Genomic DNA, 21,334 nt, shown 5'->3' with positions numbered 1-21,334 from the left:
CCACAAGGCTGCTCCGACCAGGCCGTCTGCCGGGTGCGCGTCACTCACGAAGGACTCAATTTATGGACATCTTGCTGCAGCAGATCATCAATGGTCTGGTTCTGGGCAGCATGTACGCCCTGATAGCCCTGGGCTATACCATGGTGTACGGCATCATCCAGCTGATCAATTTCGCTCACGGCGAGGTGCTCATGATCGGCGCGCTCACCAGCTGGAGCTGCATCGGCCTGATGCAGCAGGCCATGCCCGGCGCCCCCGGCTGGGTCATCCTGCTGCTGGCCACCTTGATTGCCTGCGTGGTGGCGGCGGTGCTGAACTTCACCATCGAAAAAGTCGCCTATAAGCCGCTGAGGAACAGCCCGCGCCTGGCGCCCCTGATCACCGCCATCGGCATGTCGCTGCTGCTGCAGACCCTGGCCATGATCATCTGGAAGCCCAACTACAAGCCGTATCCGACGCTGCTGCCGGCCACGCCGTTCCAGATCGGCGGCGCCGTCATCACGACCACGCAGATCCTGATCCTGGGCGTCACGGTGCTGGCGCTGTCCACCATGGTCTATCTGGTCAACTACACCCGGCTGGGCCGGGCCATGCGCGCCACGGCCGAGAACCCGCGCGTGGCCGCGCTGATGGGCGTCAAGCCCGACATGGTGATCTCGGCCACCTTCATCATCGGCGCCGTGCTGGCGGCGATTGCCGGCATCATGTACGCCTCCAACTACGGCACGGCGCAGCACACCATGGGCTTTCTGCCGGGCCTCAAAGCCTTTACCGCAGCCGTGTTCGGCGGCATCGGCAACCTGGCCGGGGCCGTGATCGGCGGCATCTTGCTGGGCCTGATCGAGGCCATCGGCTCGGGCTACATCGGCGCTCTCACGGGCGGCGTGCTGGGCAGCCACTACACCGACATCTTTGCCTTCATCGTGCTGATCATCATCCTGACGCTGCGCCCCTCGGGCCTGCTGGGTGAGCGCGTGGCCGACCGGGCCTGACGGCGCAGGAGACTGACACCATGACCATGAAAAGCAACAAGGCGCAATGGATTGCGGGCGCCATCGCGCTGCTTGTGCTGCCCCTCGTGCTGCAGTATTTCGGCAACGCCTGGGTGCGCATTGCCGACCTGGCGCTGCTCTACATCATGCTGGCGCTGGGCCTGAACATCGTGGTCGGCTATGCCGGCCTGCTGGATCTGGGCTATGTGGCCTTCTACGCCGTGGGCGCCTACATGTTCGGCCTGCTCGCCTCTCCGCACCTGGCGGAGAACTTCGCCTGGTTTGCCACGCACTTCCCCGACGGACTGCACCTGTCGCTGTGGGCCGTCATTCCGCTGGCGCTGGTGCTGGCGGCCATCACCGGCGTGCTGCTGGGCATTCCGGTGCTGAAGCTGCGCGGCGACTACCTGGCCATCGTGACGCTGGGCTTTGGCGAGATCATCCGCATCTTCATGAACAACCTGGATCACCCGGTCAACATCACCAACGGCCCCAAGGGGCTGGGGCAGATCGACTCGGTCAAGATCTTCGGCCTGGATCTGGGCCGGCGCCTGGAGCTTTTCGGCTTCGACATCAGCTCCGTCACGCTGTACTACTACCTGTTCCTGGCGCTGGTGCTCATCACCATCGTGATCTGCTACCGCCTGCAGGACTCGCGCATCGGCCGCGCCTGGATGGCCATTCGCGAGGACGAGATCGCCGCCAAGGCCATGGGCATCAACACGCGCAACATGAAGCTGCTGGCCTTCGGCATGGGCGCGTCCTTCGGCGGCGTGGCCGGTGCCATGTTCGGGGCCTTCCAGGGCTTCGTCTCGCCCGAGTCCTTCAGCCTGATGGAGTCCATCATGATCGTCGCCATGGTGGTGCTGGGCGGCATCGGCCACATCCCCGGCGTGATCCTGGGCGCGGTGCTGCTGTCGGCCCTGCCCGAGGTGCTGCGCTACGTCGCCGGGCCGCTGCAGGCCATGACCGACGGCCGGCTGGACGCCTCCATCCTGCGCCAGCTGCTGATCGCGCTGGCCATGATCATCGTCATGCTGCTGCGCCCGCGCGGCCTGTGGCCCTCGCCCGAGCACGGCAAGAGCCTGGCCCAGAAGTCCTGAACCCAACGCCTCGGCAGACAACGACATGGCAGAAACAACTGAAAAAGAGGTGGTGCTCAGGGTTGCGGGCATCTCCAAGCGCTTCGGCGGCCTGCAGGCGCTGTCCGACGTGGGCATCGCCATCCGGCGCGGCCAGGTCTATGGCCTGATCGGCCCCAATGGCGCCGGCAAGACCACCTTCTTCAACGTCATCACGGGCCTCTACACCCCCGACAGCGGCACGTTCGAACTGGCCGGCCAGCCCTATGAGCCGCGCGCCGTACACTTGGTGGCCAAGGCCGGCATCGCCCGCACCTTCCAGAACATTCGCCTCTTTGCCGAGATGACGGCTCTGGAAAACGTCATGGTGGGGCGGCACATCCGCACGCACTCGGGCCTGATGGGCGCGATCTTTCGCACCAAGGGCTTTCTGCAGGAAGAGGCCGAGATCACCCAGCGCGCGCGCGCACTGCTCGACTATGTCGGTATCGCCAAGTACGCCGACTTCAAGGCGCGCACGCTGTCCTACGGTGACCAGCGCCGCCTGGAGATCGCCCGGGCGCTCGCCACCGACCCGCAGCTGATCGCGCTCGATGAGCCTGCCGCCGGCATGAACGCCACCGAGAAGGTGCAGCTGCGCGAGCTGATCGACCGCATCCGCAACGACAACCGCACCATCTTGCTGATCGAGCACGACGTGAAGCTGGTCATGGGCCTGTGCGATCGCGTCACCGTGCTGGACTACGGCAAGCAGATCGCCGAAGGCACGCCAGCCGAGGTGCAGAAGAACGAAAAGGTGATCGAGGCCTACCTCGGCACCGGTGGACACTGAGGACATGGCACACATGGCAACAACGGCCGATCAATCCAAACCAGTGCTGCTGCAGGTCAAGGGCCTGAAGGTGGCCTATGGCGGCATTCAGGCCGTCAAGGGCGTGGACATGCAAGTGCGCGAGGGCGAGCTGGTCACCCTGATCGGCTCCAACGGCGCCGGCAAGACCACCACCATGAAGGCCATCACCGGCACGCTCGGGATGAACGATGGCGACATCGAATACCTGGGGCACAGCATTCGCGGCAAGGGCGCCTGGGATCTGGTGCGCAGCGGCCTGGTCATGGTGCCCGAGGGGCGCGGCGTGTTCGCCCGCATGTCCATCACCGAGAACCTGCTCATGGGCGCCTATACGCGCAACGACAAGGCCGGCATCGCCGCCGATGTGGAGCGCATGTTCACCATCTTTCCGCGCCTGCGCGAGCGCAAGGATCAGCTGGCCGGCACCATGAGCGGCGGCGAGCAGCAGATGCTGGCCATGGGCCGGGCGCTGATGAGCCAGCCCAAGGTGCTGCTGCTCGACGAGCCATCGATGGGCCTGTCGCCCATCATGGTGGACAAGATCTTCGAGGTGGTGCGCGATGTCTATGCCCTGGGGTAACCATCGTGCTGGTCGAGCAGAACGCCAGCCGCGCGCTGGCCATTGCCGACCGGGGCTACGTCATGGAGTCGGGCCTGATCACCATGAGCGGCGGCGGCCAGGAACTGCTGAGCGATCCACGCGTGCGTGCCGCCTACCTGGGCGAGTGAGGCGGGGCAGGGGGCGTGGCGGGCCGGACATAAAGCTACCGTATTGATAGCTGCCAGCGCTTGCCTGGAAAGGGCAAAATGGCAATTCGACTTAATTTCTTGAAATTGCCATGCAATTCCTGCATACCCTGCCCATACCACTGCAGACCGTCGGATTGTTGCTGCTTAGCAACATCTTCATGACTTTTGCCTGGTACGGGCATCTGCGTAATCTGGCGGCTGCGCCCTGGTACATGGCGGCTGTGGCCAGTTGGGGCATTGCGCTGTTCGAATACCTGCTGCAGGTGCCGGCCAACCGCATCGGCCACACGCTGTGGAGCGTGGGGCAGTTGAAGATTGTCCAGGAGGTCATCACTTTGTCGGTTTTCGTGCCGTTTGCCGCGCTGTACCTGGGCGAGCCGCTCAAGTGGGATTACCTGTGGGCCGGCCTGTGCCTGGTCGGGGCGGTGTATTTCATCTTCCGCGGCGGCTGAAGAGCCGGGCGGCGCGCGGTTAAACTCGCGCCCACTCAGCCGCCACGCTCTGCACGACAAAGGCCTGCCAGCGCCTGTTCTATCCTGCAAGCCCGCACTTCCCGAACCACCCCTCCAGGAGCCCTCATGCTGTTTGGCAAGCTGTTGCCGCGCGAAGGCAATTTCTTCGACATGTTCAACCAACATGCCGAGCGCATCGTCGAAGCCGCCCGCGCCTTCTCGCAGCTGGTGGCCAACTACGGCGACGCGCACCTGCGCGACCGCTACAACCTGGATGTGGACAATGCCGAGCGTGCCGCCGACCGGGTCACGCACGAGGTCAACCGCACGCTGCACAAGACCTTCATCACGCCCATCGACCGCGAGCAGATCCACTCGCTGATCAACACCATGGACGATGTGGCCGACCTGCTGCAGGACGCCGCCGAGACCATGGCGCTGTACGACATCCACCACATGACCGAGGAGATCACGCGCCTGACGGATCTGAGCCTCAAGTGCTGCGAGCGCGTGCAAGATGCAGTGAAGATGCTGCCGCGCATCGCCGATCCGGCCGTGGCCGAGGCGGCACTCAAGACCTGCGAGGAGATCGACCGCCTGGAGGGCGACGCCGACCGGGTGCTGCGCAGCGCTATGAGCAAACTGTTTCGCGAGGAGGTCGATGTGCGCGAGCTGATCAAGCTCAAGGCCATCTATGAGCTGCTCGAGAGCGTGACCGACCGCTGCGAGGACGTGGCCAACCACATCGAGGGCATCATCCTCGAGAACTCCTGAGCCCGGGCGCGGCCACTGCCGGCTGACAGGCTCCATCCATCATGGAAACCATGCAAACCGCCCTGTGGGTCGTCGCGCTGCTGGTGGCGCTGGCCATCGTGTTCGACTTCATGAACGGGTTCCACGACGCCGCCAACTCGATTGCCACCGTGGTCTCCACGGGCGTGCTCAAGCCCACCCAGGCAGTGGTCTTCGCGGCGTTCTTCAACTTCGTCGCCATCTTCGTGTTCCACCTGAGCGTGGCGGCCACCATCGGCAAAGGCATCGTCGATCCGGGCGTGGTGGACACGCACGTCATCTTCGGCGCGCTGGTGGGAGCGATCACCTGGAACGTCATCACCTGGTACTACGGTATTCCCAGCAGCAGCTCGCACGCGCTGATCGGCGGCATCGTGGGCGCGGTGATCGCCAAGGCCGGCGCTGGCGCGCTGGTGGCCAGCGGCATCCTCAAGACCGTGGCCTTCATCTTCATCTCGCCGCTGCTGGGCTTCTTGCTCGGTTCGCTGATGATGGTGGCGGTGGCCTGGATCTTCCGGCGCGCGCGCCCCAACCGTATCGACAAGTGGTTTCGCCGGCTGCAACTGGTCTCCGCCGGTGCCTACAGCCTGGGCCACGGCGGCAACGACGCGCAAAAGACCATCGGCATCATCTGGCTGCTGCTCATCGCCACCGGCTACGCCTCGGCCAGCGACAGCGCGCCGCCCACCTGGGTCATCATCTCGTGCTACGCCGCCATCGGCCTGGGCACCATGTTCGGCGGCTGGCGCATCGTCAAGACCATGGGCCAGAAGATCACCAAGCTCAAGCCCGTGGGCGGCTTTTGTGCCGAGACGGGCGGCGCCATGACGCTGTTCATCGCCACCGCCCTGGGCATCCCCGTCTCCACCACGCACACCATCACCGGCGCCATCGTCGGCGTCGGCTCGACGCAGCGCGCCAGCGCCGTGCGCTGGGGTGTGGCCGGCAACATCGTCTGGGCGTGGATCCTGACCATCCCGGCCAGCGCCTTCGTGGCGGCCATCGCCTACTGGATCAGCCTGCAGCTTTATTGAATTGCTACGCTTTCAATAGCTATCAGCGCTTGCCCTACAAGGGTTTGAGGCTGATTTCACTGTGAAATCTTGCGCGCTTCCTCGATCTGGTACTCGAAATAGCGCTGGAAGCTGAAGGCCAGGCTGGCCATCAGCACGGCGGTGCCGATCATCAGCGACAGGGCGATGGCAAACACCGTGATCCAGCCGGTGCGCCCCGGCACGGCGTCCGGTGCGGCCTGCGGGTTGAAGCGCGCATTCCAGCGCTCGGGCGTCATCAATCCGTACAGGATGGCGCGCAGCGCGCAGCCGGCGATGGTGAAGCCCAGCAGCGGGATCAGCAGCCAGCTCAGATGGTCGTCCAGGCCCCACTGCTGCACGCGCTGGATGCCATAGACGCCCAGCGCCGTGGGCAGCGGCAGCAGCCAGCCCAGCGTGTCGCCCAGGCCGTGCAGGTAAAAGCGGTGCAGGCCCAGCGGGCCTCCCAGAAAGGCCAGCCAGGCGGCCAGGGTCTTGTTTTTCATGGGGCTGCATTATTGGCCGGGTCGCGCCCGGGCCAGGTGGGCAGGAGGTCGTGCGGTGCGTGTCCGGTCTCTTGCGTGATCCAGCCCAACGCCCAACGCATATAATCGCGGGCTTTGCTGCGTGTCGCTGGCCGGGTGGCCAGTCGCGTGTCTCAAGCGCGGCAAGAACTGCAGTCCATCAATTGTTGCGGGCTGCTTCCACCCGAAGGATTCAACATGGTCGTGATTCGACTCTCGCGCGGCGGCTCCAAGGGCCGTCCCTTCTTCAACATCGTCGTGGCCGACAAGCGCGTGCGCCGCGATGGCCGTTTCATCGAGCGCCTGGGTTTCTACAACCCTTCCGCCAAGGGCGGCGAGGAAGCGCTGCGTATCGCCCAGGATCGCCTGACCTACTGGAAGGGCGTGGGCGCCCAGGCTTCTCCCACCGTGGAGCGCCTGATCAAGCAGGCCGCTAAGCAGCAACCTGCTGCCGCTGCTGCGCCTGCCGCCGAAGCTGCCGCCTGATAGCGACAGCGGCGCCTTGCGCCTGACGCACTGGGGCGAGTCCCGCTGGCATTGGCTGGCGGGCTCGCCTTTTTTGCGTGGCCCTCGCCCTTTTCATTGTTTACCTCTTGCGTCCGCTGCCGACCATGCCCAACCTGCCTGCACTGCCCGCCGCCGAACTGCCTGCCGATGCCGTCGAGCTAGGCCGCATTGCCGACGCCTGGGGCGTCAAGGGCTGGTTCAAGGTCGTGCCGCACAGCAACGACCCGGAGGCCCTGCTGGGCGTGCGCACCTGGTACCTGCAGCCGGCGCAGCGCGGCGCCAAGAGCTTTTTCCAGGGCACGCTGGAGCTGGCCATCCGCCAGGCGCGCGTGCATTCGGATGCCATCGTCGCCTGGGCGCATGGCGTGGCGGATCGCGACGCTGCCGAGGCGCTGCGCGGCGCGCGCATCTTCGTGCCGCGCTCGGCCTTTCCGGCGGTGGGCGAGGATGAGTACTACTGGGTCGATCTGATCGGCCTGGAAGTGGTGAACCGCGAGGGCGTGGCGCTGGGCCGCGTGCGCGAGTTACTGCCCGCCGGGCCGCAGACCACGCTGGTGCTGGCGCACGAGCACGAGGGCAAGACGCTTGAGCGCCTGATCCCGTTCGTATCAGCCTTCGTCGATCAGGTGGATGTCGCCGGCGGGCGCATCACCGTGGACTGGCAGCCCGATTTCTGAAGCCCGGCCATGCGCTTTGATGTCATCACGCTGTTTCCAGACCTGTTCGTCCCGTTTCTGACTTGCGGCGTGACGCGGCGCGCCTATGAGAGCGGGCAGGTCGAGGTGCGCCTGTGGAGCCTGCGCGAGTACGCCGAGGGCAACTACCGCCGGGTGGACGACCGGCCTTTTGGCGGCGGCCCTGGCATGGTCATGCTGGCCGAACCCCTGGCGCGCTGCCTGGCGGCCATCCGTGCCGAGCGGGCCGAGGCTGCCGAGGCGCAGGCCCCGCTGGTGCTGTTCTCGCCCATCGGCCAGCGGCTCGATCACGCCGGCGTACAGCGCTGGAGCGACAGCCCGGCGGGCGCCATCTTGCTGTGCGGGCGCTACGAGGGCCTGGATCAGCGCTTCATCGACCGGCATGTCGAGGTGCAGATCAGTCTGGGCGACTTCGTGCTCTCGGGCGGCGAGATTGCCGCCATGGCACTGCTCGATGCCGTGGCGCGGCTGCAGCCCGGTGTGCTGCACGATGCGGGCAGCCACCAGCTCGACAGCTTCAACCCGCAACTCGATGGCCTGCTGGACTGCCCGCACTACACCCGGCCCGAGGTTTGGGCGGGCGCGGGCGTGCCGGCGCCGCTGCTGTCGGGCCACCACGCGCAGATCGAGCGCTGGCGACGCGAGCAGCGCCTGGCCACCACGCAGCAGCATCGGCCCGATCTGCTGCAGGCGGCGCGCGAGGGCGGTCGGCTCACGCGCCAGGACGAGGCCTTTCTGGCGCAGCAGGGCCAGCAGCAGCCGTGAGGGCCAGCCTGCCGCGCTGGTGACCCTTGCTATAATGGCGGGCTTTCGATCCTCTGGCCGGCCGCTGCGCGCAGAGCATGGCAAAAACCATGACAGGCCCAGCCCACAGGCGCCAATCGGGGCGCCGTATGCCAATCCTGGCGCGGACAAGATCGCATTGAAGAGCAACCATGAATCTGATCCAGACTCTTGAGCAGGAAGAAATTGCCCGCTTGAACAAGACCATCCCCGAATTTGCGCCCGGCGACACCGTGATCGTCAGCGTGAACGTGGTCGAAGGAGCCCGCAAGCGTGTCCAGGCCTACGAAGGCGTGGTCATCGCCAAGCGCAATCGTGGCCTCAACAGCGGCTTCACGGTGCGCAAGATCTCCAACGGCGAGGGCGTGGAGCGCACGTTCCAGACCTACAGCCCGTTGATCGCCGGCATCGAAGTCAAGCGCCGTGGCGATGTGCGCCGCGCCAAGCTGTACTACCTGCGTGGCCGCAGCGGCAAGTCGGCCCGCATCAAGGAAAAGCTGCCCTCGCGCGTCAAGCTCAGCCAGCCGGCCGCACCGGCAGCAGCCACCGCTGCATAAGCAGCCTGAACTGCGCCGACCAGAGGCCACCCGGGCGCGACAGCGCCGGGCGCCAAAAACCGCTACAGTGCCCCGGCGCCTGTGGCGGTTTTTTTTGGTCTGGCTTCTGGATGGAGCCGGCACCTCGAAGGCCCGGATCGTGAACACGCTTCTGGTGCCATGCCGCAGCGCTCCTGAACGCCAACTCCCGCCCTGCCATGCCGCCGCTGCCTCCCAGCCTGCCCATCTTCGATCCACGCACCGTGCCGGTGGTCGGCGTCGATGCCCATTTGCCGCGCGTGGCGACTGCTGCCCAGCAGCCCGATGCCCTGCGCCAGCGCTTTGCCGCGCCGCCGCCCTGGACGCCGGAGATCCGCCGCGAGCCGAAATTCGCCGATCGCGCCCCGGCGCAGGCCGCCGTGCTGGTGCCCATCGTGCTGCACGAGCGCCCCACGGTGCTGCTGACCGAGCGCACGGCCAACCTGTCCACGCACTCGGGCCAGGTGGCCTTCCCCGGTGGGCGCTCCGACCCCGAAGACCGCGACGCCGCCGCCACCGCGCTGCGCGAGGCGCAGGAAGAGGTCGGTCTGCCACCCGAGCGCGTCGAGGTGCTGGGCCAGCTGTCCACCTACATCACCGGTACGGCCTTCATCGTCACGCCGGTGGTGGCGCTGGTGCAGCCGGGGGCGGCGCTGACCCCCAATCCGGATGAGGTGGCCGATGTCTTCGAGGTGCCGCTGGACTATCTGCTCGACCCGGCGCACCACCAGCGCCACCTGCTGCAGTGGCAGGGCCAGCAGCGCGAATGGTTTGCCATGCCCTACCAGGATGGCGAGCACATGCGCTTCATCTGGGGCGCCACCGCCGGGATGCTGCGCAACCTGTACCGCTTCATGCTGGCCTGAGGGTGTGGCGGGCAGCACAGGCTGCGCCGCTATCATTGCCCGCCATGAGTTTCTTCGCCATCTTGTTCGCCCTGCTGATCGAGCAGGCCCGGCCACTGGCGCGCAGCAACCCCATGCACGCCGGCCTGCGGGCCTGGGCGCTGTCGGTCAACCGCAATTTCGACACCGGCAGCCCGGCGTTGGCCTGGCTGGCGTGGTGCCTGGGGGTGCTGGTGCCGCCGCTGGCCGTGCTGGCTGTGCACTGGCTGCTGCAGCACTTCATCGGCTGGCCGCTGGCGCTGGTGTGGAACGTGGCGGTGCTCTACATCACCCTGGGCTTTCGCCAGTTCAGCCATCACTTCACCGGCATCCGCGATGCGCTGGAGGTGGGCGATGCCGGCGCGGCGCGCGCCAGGCTGGCGCAGTGGAAGCAGGTGGATGCCAGCGAACTGCCGCGCAGCGAGGTGGTGCGCCACGTTATCGAGTATTCGGTCATCGCCGCGCACCGGCATGTCTTCGGCGTGCTGGCCTGGTATTCGGTCTGCGCGGCGCTGGGCCTGGGGCCGGCGGGGGCGGTGCTGTACCGGCTGGCCGAGTTCATGGCGCGCTACTGGGCGCCGCGCACCGCCACGGCGCATCCGGCCAGCAGCGCCCTGCAAGGCGTCGCCGCACAAGCCTGGATGGTCATCGACTGGCTGCCGGCACGCCTGACGGCGCTGTGCTTTGCCGTGGTCGGCAGCTTCGAGGAGGCCATCGACGGCTGGCGCTTCCATGCCCAGCGTTTTCCCAGCGACAACGACGGCGTGGTGCTGGCCGCCACCGCCGGCGCCATCAACGTGCGCCTGGGCGGCGAGGCGCTGCGCAGCACGCACGCCGAGGCCTATGTCACGCCCGGCTACGAGGCCGGCGCCCACCTGGGCGACAGCGGCAGCACGCCGGGGCGTGAGCCCGAGGTCGGCCACCTGCGCAGCGTGGTCGGCCTGGTCTGGCGCTCGGTGGTGGTGTGGATGCTGCTGCTGGCGCTGCTCACCCTGGCGCGTCTGCTAGGTTGAATTTTGCTCCTATTTATATAGCTGTCAGCGCTTGTGCAGCAAGGGTTTGAGCCGGATTTGATACAAATTTTGGGCAAAAATCAGTGCCCGATCAATATCGGCTGCGGCTCAGCTCCTCGAACAACTCGCCATAGATGCGGTGGCGCTGTGGGCTGATGGCGCTGGCGTCGCGCGCCTCGCTGACCTGGGCCATGACGGCGCAGCCCGGCTCGTGCAGGTGCGTGCAGTTGTAGAAGCGGCATTCGCCCGCGTGCGCGGCGATATCAGGCATGTGGCGCGCCAGGTCGGCAGCGGCCAGGTGGCGCAGGCCGAATTCCTGGAAGCCCGGCGAGTCGATCAGCGCGCTGCTGCGCCCTTCGTCCAGCCAGTACAGCTGGGTGCTGGTGGTGGTGTGCCGGCCCGAGTTCAGCGCCTGCGAGATCTCGCCCGTCTGCGCCCGGGCGTGCGGCACCAGCAGGTTGACCAGGGTGCTCTTGCCGGCGCCCGAGGGGCCGAGCACCAGCGTGGTCTTGCCGGCCAGCAGGGGCCGCAGCACGTCGCGATCCACTTCGCCCGATTGGGTCAGCGACAGCGGCAGCACGCGGTAGTGATGCGCCGTATCTTGCTCGCCACCCATGTGCCGGTAGGGCCACAGCCGCTCCCAGGCGCGCGCAAAGGGTTCGACCAGATCACTCTTGTTGAGGGCGATCAGCGCCGGGATGCCGGCTGCCTCGCAGGCGATCAGCGCGCGCGTGAGCTGGCTTTCCGAAAACACCGGCTCGGCAGCCACCAGCACCAGCACCTGATCCAGATTGGCGGCGAAGGACTTGGTGCGCACTTCGTCCTGGCGGTAAAACAGATTGCGCCGGGGCCGCACGCGCTCGATGGTGCCCTCGTCGCCCTGGCCCGGCGCGGCGGCACGCCACAGCACCCGGTCGCCGACGACGGCCTGCGACTTCTTGCCACGCGGGTGGCAGATGCGGCGCTGGCCGTCATCCGTCTCGACCACGCAGTGCCGGCCATGGCTGGCCACGACCAGACCTTCGCGCTCGCTCATGCAGCGCTGCCGGGTGGGTTGCCGGTGGGCGAGAGTAGGGCGTCGATGCGTGCGGCGCAGTCCATGTCAGTGGCCGAGATGCCGCCCACGTCGTGCGTGTTCAGGCGCACCGTGCAGCGGGCGTACTGCACCAGCAGGTCGGGGTGGTGATCCTGCACATGGGCGATGAAGGCCACGGCGTTCACGAAGGCCATGGTCTCGTGGTAGTTGGCGAAGGTGTAGGCCTTCTCGATGGCCACATCGGCACCGTCGCCCGACAGGCGCCAGCCCGGCAGCAGGCCGAGCTGGGCGACGATTTCAGTGGGGTTCAGGGCGCGGCGGCCCTCGCGCGACCAGTCTTTCCTGGGCAGCATGGAGGTGGTAGTCATGGTGTGGCGGCCTGGGGCAGGGCGGTGGATGGGGAGCAGGGCGGCGAGGCGGCAGGCAGGCGCGCCAGGCGCTCCGCCGCCGGCGGGTGGGAGTAGTAAAAGCGCGCGTACACCGGGTCGGGCGTGAGCGTCGAGGCATTGTCCTGGTACAGCCTGAGCAGCGCCGAGGCCAGTTGCCCGCCGTCGGCCTGGGCGCAGGCATAGGCGTCGGCCTGGAACTCGTGGCGGCGCGACAGCTGCGCCATCAGCGGTGTCAGAAAGGTGGTGAACACGGGCGCTGCCAGCAGGAACAGCAGCAGCGCCAGGGCGTCGTTGGGCGCCGTGCCGTCCAGCGTCAGATTGGGCTGCACGCCCAGGCCGGTATAGAACCAGCCGCGCGTGGACAGCCAGCCCAGCAAGGCAAAGCCCGCCAGGCTGAGCGCGAACACGCCGACCAGCCGGCGCGCAATGTGCCGGTGGTGGAAGTGCCCCAGCTCGTGCGCCAGCACGGCCTCGACCTCACCCGCCGAGAGCTGGCGCAGCAGCGTGTCGTAGAAGACCACGCGCTTGGCTGCGCCAAAGCCGGTGAAATAGGCGTTGGCGTGGGCGCTGCGCCGGCTGCCGTCCATGACGAACAAGCCCTTGGCCGCAAAGCCGCAGCGCTGCATCAGTGCCGTCACGCGCGCCTTGAGGTCTTCGTCGGCCAGCGGCTGGAACTTGTTGAATAGCGGCGCGATGAACAGCGGATACACCACCATCAGCAGCAGGTTGAAGGCCATCCAGGCGCCCCAGACCCACAGCCACCACAGCGGCCCGGTGGCGTGCATCAGCCACAGCACCAGCGCGGCCAGCGGCAGTCCGATAAGGGCGCCCAGCAGCGTGGAGCGCAGCAGATCGGCCAGCCACAGGCGCGGCGTCATCTGGTTGAAGCCAAAGCGCTGTTCCAGCCTGAAGGTCTGCTGCCACTGCCAGGGCAGGTCGAGCACGCCGCCGATCAGGGCAAAGGCCGCCAGCAGGGCCAATTGCTGCACCATGCCGCCGCCCAGCGCGGCCAGCAGCGCCTGGTTGAGGGCGTCCAGCCCGCCCAGCAGAGTCCAGCCGAGCAGCACGGCGGCGCCCCATGCAATGTGCAGCAGGCCAAAGCGCGTGCGCGCCAGAGTGTAGTCGGCGGCTTTCTGATGCGCGGCCAGCATGATGCGCTCGGCAAAGGCGGTGGGCACGGCACTGCGGTGCCGGGCGACGTGGCGCATCTGGCGCAGAGCCAGCCAGAATTTCAGCAGCAGGCCCAGCACCAGGGCGGCGGCAAAGGCACAGGTCAGCAGCAGGGAGGGCGAGAGCAGCGAGGGCGAGGCAGGCATGAGTGGGCAAGTTTAGGGCCGAGCCTGGCCCGGCAGCCCGCATGGGAGAAAATTCCCCGATGACTGAAGCTGCAACCCCTGCCCCCACCACCCTGGCCAGATCCGACCTGAACCTGGTCTGGCTGGACTGTGAAATGTCCGGCCTGGATCCGGAAAAAGAGCGCCTGCTGGAGATCGCCGTGGTCGTCACCGGCCCGCAGCTCACCCCGCGCATCGAAGGCCCGGTGCTGGTCATCCACCAAAGCGACGATGTCCTGAACGGCATGGACGCCTGGAACCGTGGCACGCATGGCAGGAGCGGCCTGATCGACAAGGTGCGTGCCTCCAGCCTCACCGAGGCCCAGGCCGAGACCGAACTGCTGGCCTTCCTGAAGCGCTACGTGCCCAAGGGCAAGGCGCTGATGTGCGGCAACAGCATCGGCCAGGATCGGCGCTTCCTGGTGCGCTACATGCCCCGGCTGGAGGCGTTTTTCCACTACCGCAACCTGGATGTGAGCACGCTCAAGGAGCTGGCCCGGCGCTGGAAGCCCGAGGCCTACGCCAGCTTCAAGAAGGCGCAGAAACACACGGCGCTGGCCGATGTGCATGAATCCATCGACGAGCTGGCGCACTACCGCACGCATTTTTTTGCCGAGCCGCCAGCGGCGGGATAATCCACGCCGGCCTGTACCCAGGCCGCCTCGGGCCGCCGGCGGCAGGCGCCATGTTGCTGCCATCCGCGCGGCTGTTCACCGCACGACACCAACGGAGACAGACAACGTGCCTTCTTCCATCTCGCTCAAGAAATCCACCCTCGTGGCAGTTGCCGCACTGGCCTGCGCTACCGGCGCACTGGCCCAGGAGCAGGTCGTCAAGATCGGCCACAGCGGCCCGCTGTCCGGCCCCAACACCTTTGCCGGGCGCGACAACGACAACGGCGTGCGCCTGGCCGTCGAGGAGCTGAACGCACGCAAGATCAACGTGGGCGGCAAGACGCTGAAGTTCGAAGTCGTCTCCGAGGACGACCAGTGCGACGCCAAGGCCGGCGTGGCCGTGGCGCAGAAGTTCGCCGACACCGGCGTGCGCTACGTCATGGGGCCGTACTGCTCGGGGGTGACCATTCCCGCCTCGCGCGAGTACGACAAGGCCGGCATCATGGTCTCCACCGTGGGCACCAACCCCAAGATCACCGAGGCCGGCTACAAGAATCTGTTTCGCATCGTCGCTAGCGACGTGCAGGCCGGCGCCAACATGGCCGCCTATGCCGCCAAGGATCTGAAGGCCAAGAAGGTTGCCGTGATCGACGACCGCACGGCCTTCGGCCAGGGCCTAGCCGACGAGTTCGCCAAGGAGGCGCAAAAGCTCGGTCTGACCGTGGTGGGGCGCGAGTTCACGACCGACAAGGCCACCGATTTCATGGCCATTCTCACCAACATCAAGGCCAAGCAGCCCGAGGCCATCTTCTACGGCGGCTACGCCCCGCAGGCCGCGCCCATGGCGCGCCAGATCAAGCAGCTGGGCATCCATGCCAAGCTGCTGGGCGGCGACACCCTGTGCAGCCCCGAGATGCCCAAGCTGGGCGGCGACGCGGTCGATGGCGTGGTCTATTGCGCCTATGCCGGGATGCTGATGGACAGCGACCCGGCGGCCAAGGCCTTCCAGGACAAGTTCAAGCAGCGCTACAACCAGGCGCCCGACGTCTATGGCCCGTTCTACTACGACCAGGTCATGAATATCGGTGAGGCCATGCAGAAGGCCGGCTCCACCGACCCCTCCAAGGTCGGCGCCTACCTGCACAAGAACACCTACAAGGGCGTGATGGGCGAGTACGCCTATGACGACAAGGGCAACCGCGTCAAGGCGCCGGTGGTGGTCATGACGTTCGAGGGCGGCAAGGCCAAGCCCCTGGCCAGCTACTGAGCCTTCCGGGCTGTCTTGACCCTGCCCGATCTGCGGGAAAACCCGGATCGTGGCATAATGCGCGGCTGCATTGCCTGTGGGCAGTGCAGTTTTTTTGCGCATCTCCCTTCATTCATCGGGCCTTGCACGCCGAACGCTCTTGCTTTCATGCAGCGCGGCGCATCCTGCAAACCAATCGCCCGCCCGGGCCGTCCGCTACGGCCCCGGTTTCGTTTGATGGTTGATGTTTCCTAACCATCGACGAGGCCCCCGCGGGTAGCGCCTGCGGCGCTCGTTGCCTGAGAAAACTCATGACTGACCAACTGCCTGTGCAGGGCCAAGCTGCGCCTGCCGATACGACTTTGCCTTTTGTTGCTGACCAGGCTGCTGCGAGCGCTGCAACCGATGTGGCCGCCATCGCCACCGCTGCGCCTGCCGCCGTGCAAACCCCCCAAAACCCTCCAGTCCAACCCGAACTGCCCGAGGGCTTCGTCCGCCTGGGCCTGGCGTCCGAGCTGGTGCAGGCCGTGCGCGACCTGGGCTACACCCAGCCGACCGCCGTGCAGGACAAGGCCATCCCCCTGGCCATGGGCGCTGGCGAGGAGGCTGGCCACTTCATCGACCTGATGGTCTCCAGCCAGACCGGCAGCGGCAAGACTGCCGCCTTCCTGCTGCCCGTGCTGCACACGCTGCTGCAGCAGCAGGCCGAGGCTGAGGCAGCCGCCCGCGCCGAGTACGAGCGCGCCGCTGCCGAGGCCTCCGCCCGCGGCGAAGCGACGCCCAAGCGCCCCAAGCGCAAGAACCCTACCCATCCGCGCAACTTCAAGGCGGCCACGCCCGGTGCGCTGATCCTGTGCCCGACGCGCGAGCTGGCGCAGCAGGTGGCGCACGACGCCATCGAGCTGGTGCGCCACTGCAAGGGCCTGCGCATCGCCAACGTGGTCGGCGGAATGCCCTACCAGGTGCAGATCGCCCGGCTGCAGAACGCCAATCTGGTCGTGGCCACGCCCGGGCGCCTGCTGGATCTGCAGCGCTCCATGCAGATCAAGCTCGACCAGGTGCAGTTCCTGGTGGTCGATGAGGCCGACCGGATGCTGGATCTGGGCTTTGCCGACGACTTGGCCGAGATCAACGACCTCACGGCTGCACGCAAGCAGACCATGATGTTCTCGGCCACGTTCGCCCCGCGCATCCAGCAACTGGCCATGCGCGTCATGCACGATGGCGGCGCCAGCGTCAAGAAGGTGCAGATCGACACGCCGCAGGAAAAGCACTCCAGCATCAAGCAGGTGCTGTACTGGGCCGACAACGCCGAGCACAAGCGCAAATTGCTCGATCACTGGCTGCGCGATGCCAGCATCGACCAGGCCATCGTCTTTGCCAGCACGCAGATCGAATGCGACGGCCTGGCCGGCGAGCTGCAGCAGGCGGGCTTTTCCGCCGTGGCGCTGCACGGTGCCCTGAGCCAGGGCCTGCGCAACCGCCGCCTGATGGCGCTGCGTAACGGCCAGGTGCAGATCCTGGTGGCCACCGATGTGGCGGCGCGCGGCATCGACGTGCCGACCATCACCCACGTCTTCAACTACGGCCTGCCCATGAAGGCCGAGGACTACACGCACCGCATCGGCCGCACCGGCCGCGCCGGTCGCCAGGGCCTGGCCATCACTTTTGCCGAGTTCCGCGACCGCCGGCGCATCTTCGACATCGAAGGCTACAGTCGCCAGCCGTTCAAGGCCGAGGTCGTGGCCGGCCTGGAGCCGACGCAGCGCTTCCCGCAAGGCGGCGGCGGGCGCGGCGGCGACTTCGGCGGCCATCGCGCTGGCCGCGAGGGGGGTGGCCGCGGCCGTGGCGGCGAGCGTTTTGGCCGGGGCAATGGCCACGGCGGCGGCGCGCGCTTCAACAATGATCGCCATGACCGCTTCGGTGGCCCTGGGCAGGAGCGCCAGGAGCGCTTCGAGCCGCGCCACGACTCACGTTTTGATCCGCGCTTCGACAGCGCCCGCAGCCCGATGCGTGCCGGCGAAGGCTTTGGCCCCGGACCGCGCCGCGACGATGCCGGCTATGGCCGCAAGAGCGGCTTTGGCGAGCCGCGCGAGCGCAGCGCCGGCCCGGGCCGGGGCGACTTCAACCGTCCGGGCAAGCCTGCCTTTGCCAAGCCACAAGGCGCTGGCCGCCCCTACGCAGCGCCGCGCGCAAGCGAGGGCCACCGCCGCAGCGAGCGCGCAGGCCGTTGAGCCAAGTGCGCCGCTGACCGCTGCCGCCGCTGAGCGGCAGCCCTGGCACAAAGCCGGCCTGCACTCTTGCAGGGCCGGCTTTTTTCATGCCCTGCGCAGGCTGGCGGCCCGGATAATGGCGCCCTTGCAGGGCTCCCCTGCACAGAGGTTGCACATGCCATCCACTTTGTCTTCACAGGCCGATTTCGAGTACATGTTCGAGCTGGCGCCGGTGTCACTGTGGCTGGAGGACTACAGCGGCGTGCAAGCGCTGTTTGCGCGCTGGCGTGCCGAAGGGGTGCAGGATCTGGCTGCCTATTTGCGCGCCCATCCCGAGCGTCTGGGCGACTATGGCGCGGCCATCCGGGTGCTCAAGGTCAACCAGCGCACGCTAGAGCTGTTTGCCGCCCCCGATCAGGCCATGCTGGTGGCCAACCTGGCACAGGTTTTTCGCGGCGACATGCACGAGCATGTCATCGCCGAGCTCGAGCAGTTGTGGGGCGGCGCGCGCGGCTTCACCAACCAGACGGTGAACTACGCCCTCGATGGCCGGCGCCTGGACGTGCTCATCCGGGGCCGCATCCTGCCCGGGCACGAGGAGCGCTGGGATCGCGTGCTGGTCTCGCTGGAGGACAACACCTGTGAGAGGGTGGCGCGCCGCTGCCTGGAGCGCAGCGAGCACTACGCGCGCAGCCTGTTCGAGCACTCGCCGGTATCGCTGTGGGTCGAGGATTTCAGCGAGGTCAAGCGCTTGCTCGACGAGGTGCGTGCACGCGGCATCCAGGACTTCAGAACGTTTTTGAAAGTCCACCCCGAGTTCACCGAGCAGTGCATGCGCGAGATCCGGGTGGTCGATGTCAACCAGCTCACGCTCGAGCTGTTCGGCGCGGTCAGCAAAGACGAGTTGCTGGGCGGCGTGCACCGCATGTTTCGCGGCGAGATGCGCGAGTCCTTTGCCGAGCAACTGCTCGATCTGTGGGAGGGGCGCTATTTTCAGCAGCGCGAGGTTGTCAACTACAACCTGGGCGGCGAGGCGCTGCACATCCACATGCAGTTTGCCGTGCTGCGCGAGCAGTGCGAGGACTGGAGCATGGTGCTGCTGTCGCTGGTGGACATCACGGCGCGCAAGAAGGCCGAGGCCTATCTGGAGTATCTGGGCAAGCACGACGTGCTCACAGGCCTGCGCAACCGGGCCTACTACGTCGAGGAGCTCAACCGGCTAGCGCGCAAGGGCCCGTGGCCGGTTGGAGTGCTGGTCATCGATCTCAATGGCCTGAAGCTGCTCAACGACGGGCAAGGCCACGTGGCGGGCGATGCCATGCTGCGCCGCGCTGGCGAAGTGCTGGCCAAGGCCGTCGATCAACCGGCCTGCGCAGCGCGTATCGGCGGCGACGAGTTCAGCATCTTGCTGCCCGGCAGCGACGAGCGCGCCATGCAGGCGGTGGTCGAGCGGCTGCACAAGCTCAAGGACTTGAACAACCAGTTCTATCCCGGCCAGGCGTTGAGCTTTGCCGTGGGCGCCGCCCTGGCCACCAGTGGCGAGCAACTGGAGGCGGCAACGCAGCAGGCCGACCAGGCCATGTATGCGGAAAAGACGCGCTACTACACCCAGGCCGGCTTCAACCGCCGGCTGGGCCACTGAGGCGCAGGCAGCGCGCCGCTCAGTCCTGGATGGTGCGCCCGATCTCGGGCCAGCGTCGGTGCAGGTAAATCCACGACACCAGGCCCACGCACATCATCAGCAGTGACGCCAGCGCCAGCAGCTGCGTTGAGTGCATGACCAGCGGCGCGATGACCCCAGCCACTAGGCCGTTGGCCGTGGAGCCGACGAAGGCCTGCAGGGACGAGGCCATGCCGCGCCGATGCGGGTGCAAATCGAGTACCAGCAGCGTCACCACCGGCACCATCAGCGCCCAGCCAAAGGAGAACACTGCGATCGGCAGCATGGCCCAGGCGGCGTGGGGCTGCAGCAGCAGGTTCAGGCCCATGTTCAGCAGCCCCATGGCCAGCATGATGACGAAACCGTGGCGGATCTGGCGCTTCGGCGCGATGCGCCCGGCCAAGCGCCCGCTGGCCCAGGCGCCGCCCATGATGCCGGCGATGTTGAGCAGGAAGAACCAGTAGAACTCGGTGGGTGCCAGGTGCAGATGCTCGCCCAGGAAGACCGGCGCCGTCAGCACGTACAGAAACATGCCGTTGAAGGGCACGCCGCTGGCCAGCGCCAGCAGCACGAAGCGCGCGCTGGTGCCCAGCTCCCAGTAGCCGCGCAGCAGATTGCCCATGTGCAGCGGCTGGCGCGTGGCCGGCGGCAGGGTCTCGGGCAGCAGGCGCCAGTTGGCCAGCCACAGGAAGGCGCCCACGCCGGTCAGGAACCAGAACACGCTGTGCCAGTTCAGGTGTGCCGACAGCCAGCCCCCGACCATGGGGGCAATGGCCGGCGCCACGCCGAAGAAGATCGTCACCTGGCTCATGACCTGCTGGGCCTGGGCCGGCGGGTAGATGTCGCGGATGACGGCGCGCGAGACCACGATGCCCGCGCCTGCCGACAGGCCCTGCAGCGCCCGGAAGGCAATCAGCTGCCCGGTGGTCTGCGCCAGCGCGCACCCGGCAGATGCTGCGGTGAACACCGCCAGCCCCCACAGCACTACGGGCCGGCGCCCGAAGCTATCCGACAGCGAGCCGTGGAACAGCGTCATGAAGGCGAAGCCGAACAGGTAGGCCGACAGCGTCTGCTGCATCTCGATGGGGCTGGCACCCAGCGAGCGTGCGATCGGCCCGAAGGCCGGCAGATAGGTATCGATGGAGAACGGCCCCACCATGCCCAGCAGCGCCAGTAGCACGGCAAGGGCCCAGCGCGGGCCGCGCCAGAGAGTGGGGGCTTCAGGGTGCATGGGGTCAGGAAAAAAGCCCGGTGCGCGGGGCGCCGCCGGGCTGGAGATTATGGGTCAAGGCCCGTTTCCGGACAGGCGGAGCGCTCTTGTTTTTGCTATTTTAAACATAGCTGTCAGCGCTTGACTGGCAAGGGTTTGAGGCCGAAAAGGCCAAAAAATCTCTGGCCTGCCATCAATGTCCATGCCCCTGTGCGTGCCCATGTCCAGCCGGCGCGCTGGCTCCCAGCGCCCGCGCGGTGGCCTGCACTTGCAGGCTGTGGCGCTGGCCGCCTGCGGCCTCGAAGGTCAGGGTCAGGGGCACGGTGTCGCCGGGCTTCACCTGCTGGTGCAAGTCCAGCAGCATGATGTGGTGGCCGCCCGGGCGCAGCGTCATGGGCTGGCCGGCGCTCAAGGGCAGGGCGGGCAGGGCGCGCATCTTCATCACGTCGCCCTCCAGCGCCATTTCATGTACTTCGGCGACGCCGGCGATCGGGCTTTGCACCTGCACCAGGCGCACGTCCTGGGTGCTGGTCAGCTGCATGAAGGCGCCCGTGGCCTTTTGCTGGGGCACGGTGGCGCGTACCCAGGCATCGTGGACGCTGACCTGGGCGCAGGCGGCGCCAGCCAGCAGGCTGCAGGCGGCAGCGAGGGTGGAGACGATGGATCGGACAGTCATGGGAAAACTCTCGTGAAAGACGG

At 67.0% G+C, this 21,334-nt stretch carries 22 protein-coding genes and 1 pseudogene; 17 read left to right on the top strand and 6 right to left on the bottom strand.

What is annotated here, in order from left to right; genetic code table 11:
* Window positions 1-62 precede the first annotated feature (62 nt).
* The 7 genes and pseudogenes from IDM45_RS08430 to IDM45_RS08400 all read left to right on the top strand — a co-directional run bounded on the left by IDM45_RS08430 (window position 63) and on the right by IDM45_RS08400 (window position 5,955).
* Window positions 63-992 carry a branched-chain amino acid ABC transporter permease gene (locus IDM45_RS08430; protein WP_209422438.1) on the top strand — a complete coding sequence of 310 codons (930 nt, stop codon included), beginning with the start codon at window positions 63-65 and terminating at the stop codon, window positions 990-992.
* A 26-nt stretch (window positions 993-1,018) separates the two neighbouring features.
* The gene (locus IDM45_RS08425; RefSeq protein ID WP_209424059.1) at window positions 1,019-2,095 is read left to right on the top strand and encodes an ABC transporter permease subunit; all 1,077 of its coding nucleotides are present in this window, start codon (window positions 1,019-1,021) and stop codon (window positions 2,093-2,095) included.
* A 25-nt stretch (window positions 2,096-2,120) separates the two neighbouring features.
* Window positions 2,121-2,906 carry an ABC transporter ATP-binding protein gene (locus IDM45_RS08420; protein ID WP_209422437.1) on the top strand — a complete coding sequence of 262 codons (786 nt, stop codon included), beginning with the start codon at window positions 2,121-2,123 and terminating at the stop codon, window positions 2,904-2,906.
* A 13-nt stretch (window positions 2,907-2,919) separates the two neighbouring features.
* Window positions 2,920-3,656 (top strand): annotated as a pseudogene (locus IDM45_RS08415) (ABC transporter ATP-binding protein).
* Window positions 3,657-3,766: 110 nt separating this feature from the next.
* Window positions 3,767-4,129 (top strand): DMT family protein, encoded by a 363-nt coding sequence (locus IDM45_RS08410; RefSeq protein WP_209422436.1) that lies wholly within the window; start codon window positions 3,767-3,769, stop codon window positions 4,127-4,129.
* 126 nt (window positions 4,130-4,255) lie between these two features.
* Complete coding sequence (locus IDM45_RS08405) at window positions 4,256-4,903, top strand: DUF47 domain-containing protein (protein ID WP_209422435.1); 648 nt, start codon at window positions 4,256-4,258, stop codon at window positions 4,901-4,903.
* A 41-nt stretch (window positions 4,904-4,944) separates the two neighbouring features.
* Window positions 4,945-5,955, top strand: coding sequence for an inorganic phosphate transporter (locus IDM45_RS08400; RefSeq protein ID WP_209422434.1), 1,011 nt, complete (start codon window positions 4,945-4,947; stop codon window positions 5,953-5,955).
* A gap of 56 nt (window positions 5,956-6,011) precedes the next feature.
* Here IDM45_RS08400 and IDM45_RS08395 read toward each other — a convergent pair whose 3' ends face one another.
* Entirely contained in the window at window positions 6,012-6,458 is a 447-nt protein-coding gene (locus tag IDM45_RS08395; protein WP_209422433.1) for a TM2 domain-containing protein, read from the bottom strand.
* A gap of 216 nt (window positions 6,459-6,674) precedes the next feature.
* Here IDM45_RS08395 and rpsP point away from each other — a divergent pair, with 216 nt between their 5' ends.
* The 6 genes from rpsP (at window position 6,675) to IDM45_RS08365 (ending at window position 10,933) form a co-directional block, all read left to right on the top strand.
* Entirely contained in the window at window positions 6,675-6,962 is a 288-nt protein-coding gene (gene rpsP, locus IDM45_RS08390; RefSeq protein WP_209422432.1) for a 30S ribosomal protein S16, read from the top strand.
* 125 nt (window positions 6,963-7,087) lie between these two features.
* On the top strand, window positions 7,088-7,660 hold the full coding sequence (rimM, locus tag IDM45_RS08385) for a ribosome maturation factor RimM (protein ID WP_209422431.1): 573 nt from the start codon (window positions 7,088-7,090) through the stop codon (window positions 7,658-7,660).
* Between the two features lie 9 nt (window positions 7,661-7,669).
* Window positions 7,670-8,443, top strand: coding sequence for a tRNA (guanosine(37)-N1)-methyltransferase TrmD (gene trmD / locus IDM45_RS08380; RefSeq protein ID WP_209422430.1), 774 nt, complete (start codon window positions 7,670-7,672; stop codon window positions 8,441-8,443).
* 170 nt (window positions 8,444-8,613) lie between these two features.
* Window positions 8,614-9,018 (top strand): 50S ribosomal protein L19, encoded by a 405-nt coding sequence (gene rplS, locus IDM45_RS08375; RefSeq protein WP_209422429.1) that lies wholly within the window; start codon window positions 8,614-8,616, stop codon window positions 9,016-9,018.
* A 197-nt stretch (window positions 9,019-9,215) separates the two neighbouring features.
* Entirely contained in the window at window positions 9,216-9,902 is a 687-nt protein-coding gene (locus tag IDM45_RS08370; RefSeq protein WP_209422428.1) for a CoA pyrophosphatase, read from the top strand.
* Window positions 9,903-9,946: 44 nt separating this feature from the next.
* Entirely contained in the window at window positions 9,947-10,933 is a 987-nt protein-coding gene (locus IDM45_RS08365; RefSeq protein WP_209422427.1) for a CobD/CbiB family protein, read from the top strand.
* A gap of 91 nt (window positions 10,934-11,024) precedes the next feature.
* On the opposite strand, the gene rsgA is transcribed toward IDM45_RS08365, so the two are convergent.
* The 3 genes from rsgA to IDM45_RS08350 are packed head-to-tail and all read right to left on the bottom strand — an operon-like array spanning window position 11,025 to window position 13,674.
* Entirely contained in the window at window positions 11,025-11,969 is a 945-nt protein-coding gene (gene rsgA / locus IDM45_RS08360) for a ribosome small subunit-dependent GTPase A (protein WP_209422426.1), read from the bottom strand.
* Window positions 11,966-12,337, bottom strand: a complete 372-nt coding sequence (locus tag IDM45_RS08355) for a 4a-hydroxytetrahydrobiopterin dehydratase (RefSeq protein WP_209422425.1) — start codon at window positions 12,335-12,337, stop codon at window positions 11,966-11,968. Before IDM45_RS08355 ends, rsgA begins: the two co-directional genes overlap by 4 nt.
* Entirely contained in the window at window positions 12,334-13,674 is a 1,341-nt protein-coding gene (locus IDM45_RS08350; RefSeq protein ID WP_209422424.1) for a M48 family metallopeptidase, read from the bottom strand. The genes IDM45_RS08355 and IDM45_RS08350 overlap by 4 nt, the downstream gene beginning before the upstream one ends.
* Window positions 13,675-13,733: 59 nt before the next feature.
* On the opposite strand from IDM45_RS08350, the gene orn reads away from it, so the two are divergent.
* The 4 genes from orn (at window position 13,734) to IDM45_RS08330 (ending at window position 19,407) form a co-directional block, all read left to right on the top strand.
* Entirely contained in the window at window positions 13,734-14,327 is a 594-nt protein-coding gene (orn, locus tag IDM45_RS08345; RefSeq protein ID WP_209422423.1) for an oligoribonuclease, read from the top strand.
* Between the two features lie 106 nt (window positions 14,328-14,433).
* The gene (locus IDM45_RS08340) at window positions 14,434-15,573 is read left to right on the top strand and encodes a branched-chain amino acid ABC transporter substrate-binding protein (RefSeq protein WP_232654138.1); all 1,140 of its coding nucleotides are present in this window, start codon (window positions 14,434-14,436) and stop codon (window positions 15,571-15,573) included.
* Window positions 15,574-15,863: 290 nt separating this feature from the next.
* Window positions 15,864-17,786, top strand: coding sequence for a DEAD/DEAH box helicase (locus IDM45_RS08335; protein WP_209422422.1), 1,923 nt, complete (start codon window positions 15,864-15,866; stop codon window positions 17,784-17,786).
* Between the two features lie 154 nt (window positions 17,787-17,940).
* A complete protein-coding gene (locus IDM45_RS08330; RefSeq protein WP_209422421.1) occupies window positions 17,941-19,407 on the top strand; it encodes a sensor domain-containing diguanylate cyclase in 1,467 nt (488 codons plus the stop codon).
* A 19-nt stretch (window positions 19,408-19,426) separates the two neighbouring features.
* On the opposite strand, the gene IDM45_RS08325 is transcribed toward IDM45_RS08330, so the two are convergent.
* On the bottom strand, window positions 19,427-20,656 hold the full coding sequence (locus IDM45_RS08325; RefSeq protein WP_209422420.1) for a multidrug effflux MFS transporter: 1,230 nt from the start codon (window positions 20,654-20,656) through the stop codon (window positions 19,427-19,429).
* Window positions 20,657-20,828: 172 nt separating this feature from the next.
* Window positions 20,829-21,311: a copper chaperone PCu(A)C gene (locus tag IDM45_RS08320; protein WP_209422419.1), complete on the bottom strand. Its 483-nt coding sequence runs from the start codon at window positions 21,309-21,311 to the stop codon at window positions 20,829-20,831.
* Window positions 21,312-21,334 lie beyond the last annotated feature (23 nt).

This window comes from Melaminivora jejuensis, from assembly GCF_017811175.1.
In the GTDB taxonomy this organism is placed as follows: domain Bacteria; phylum Pseudomonadota; class Gammaproteobacteria; order Burkholderiales; family Burkholderiaceae_C; genus Melaminivora; species Melaminivora jejuensis.
Note: the sequence above shows the minus strand (reverse complement) of the source record. Positions and strands in the feature narration are given on the sequence as shown.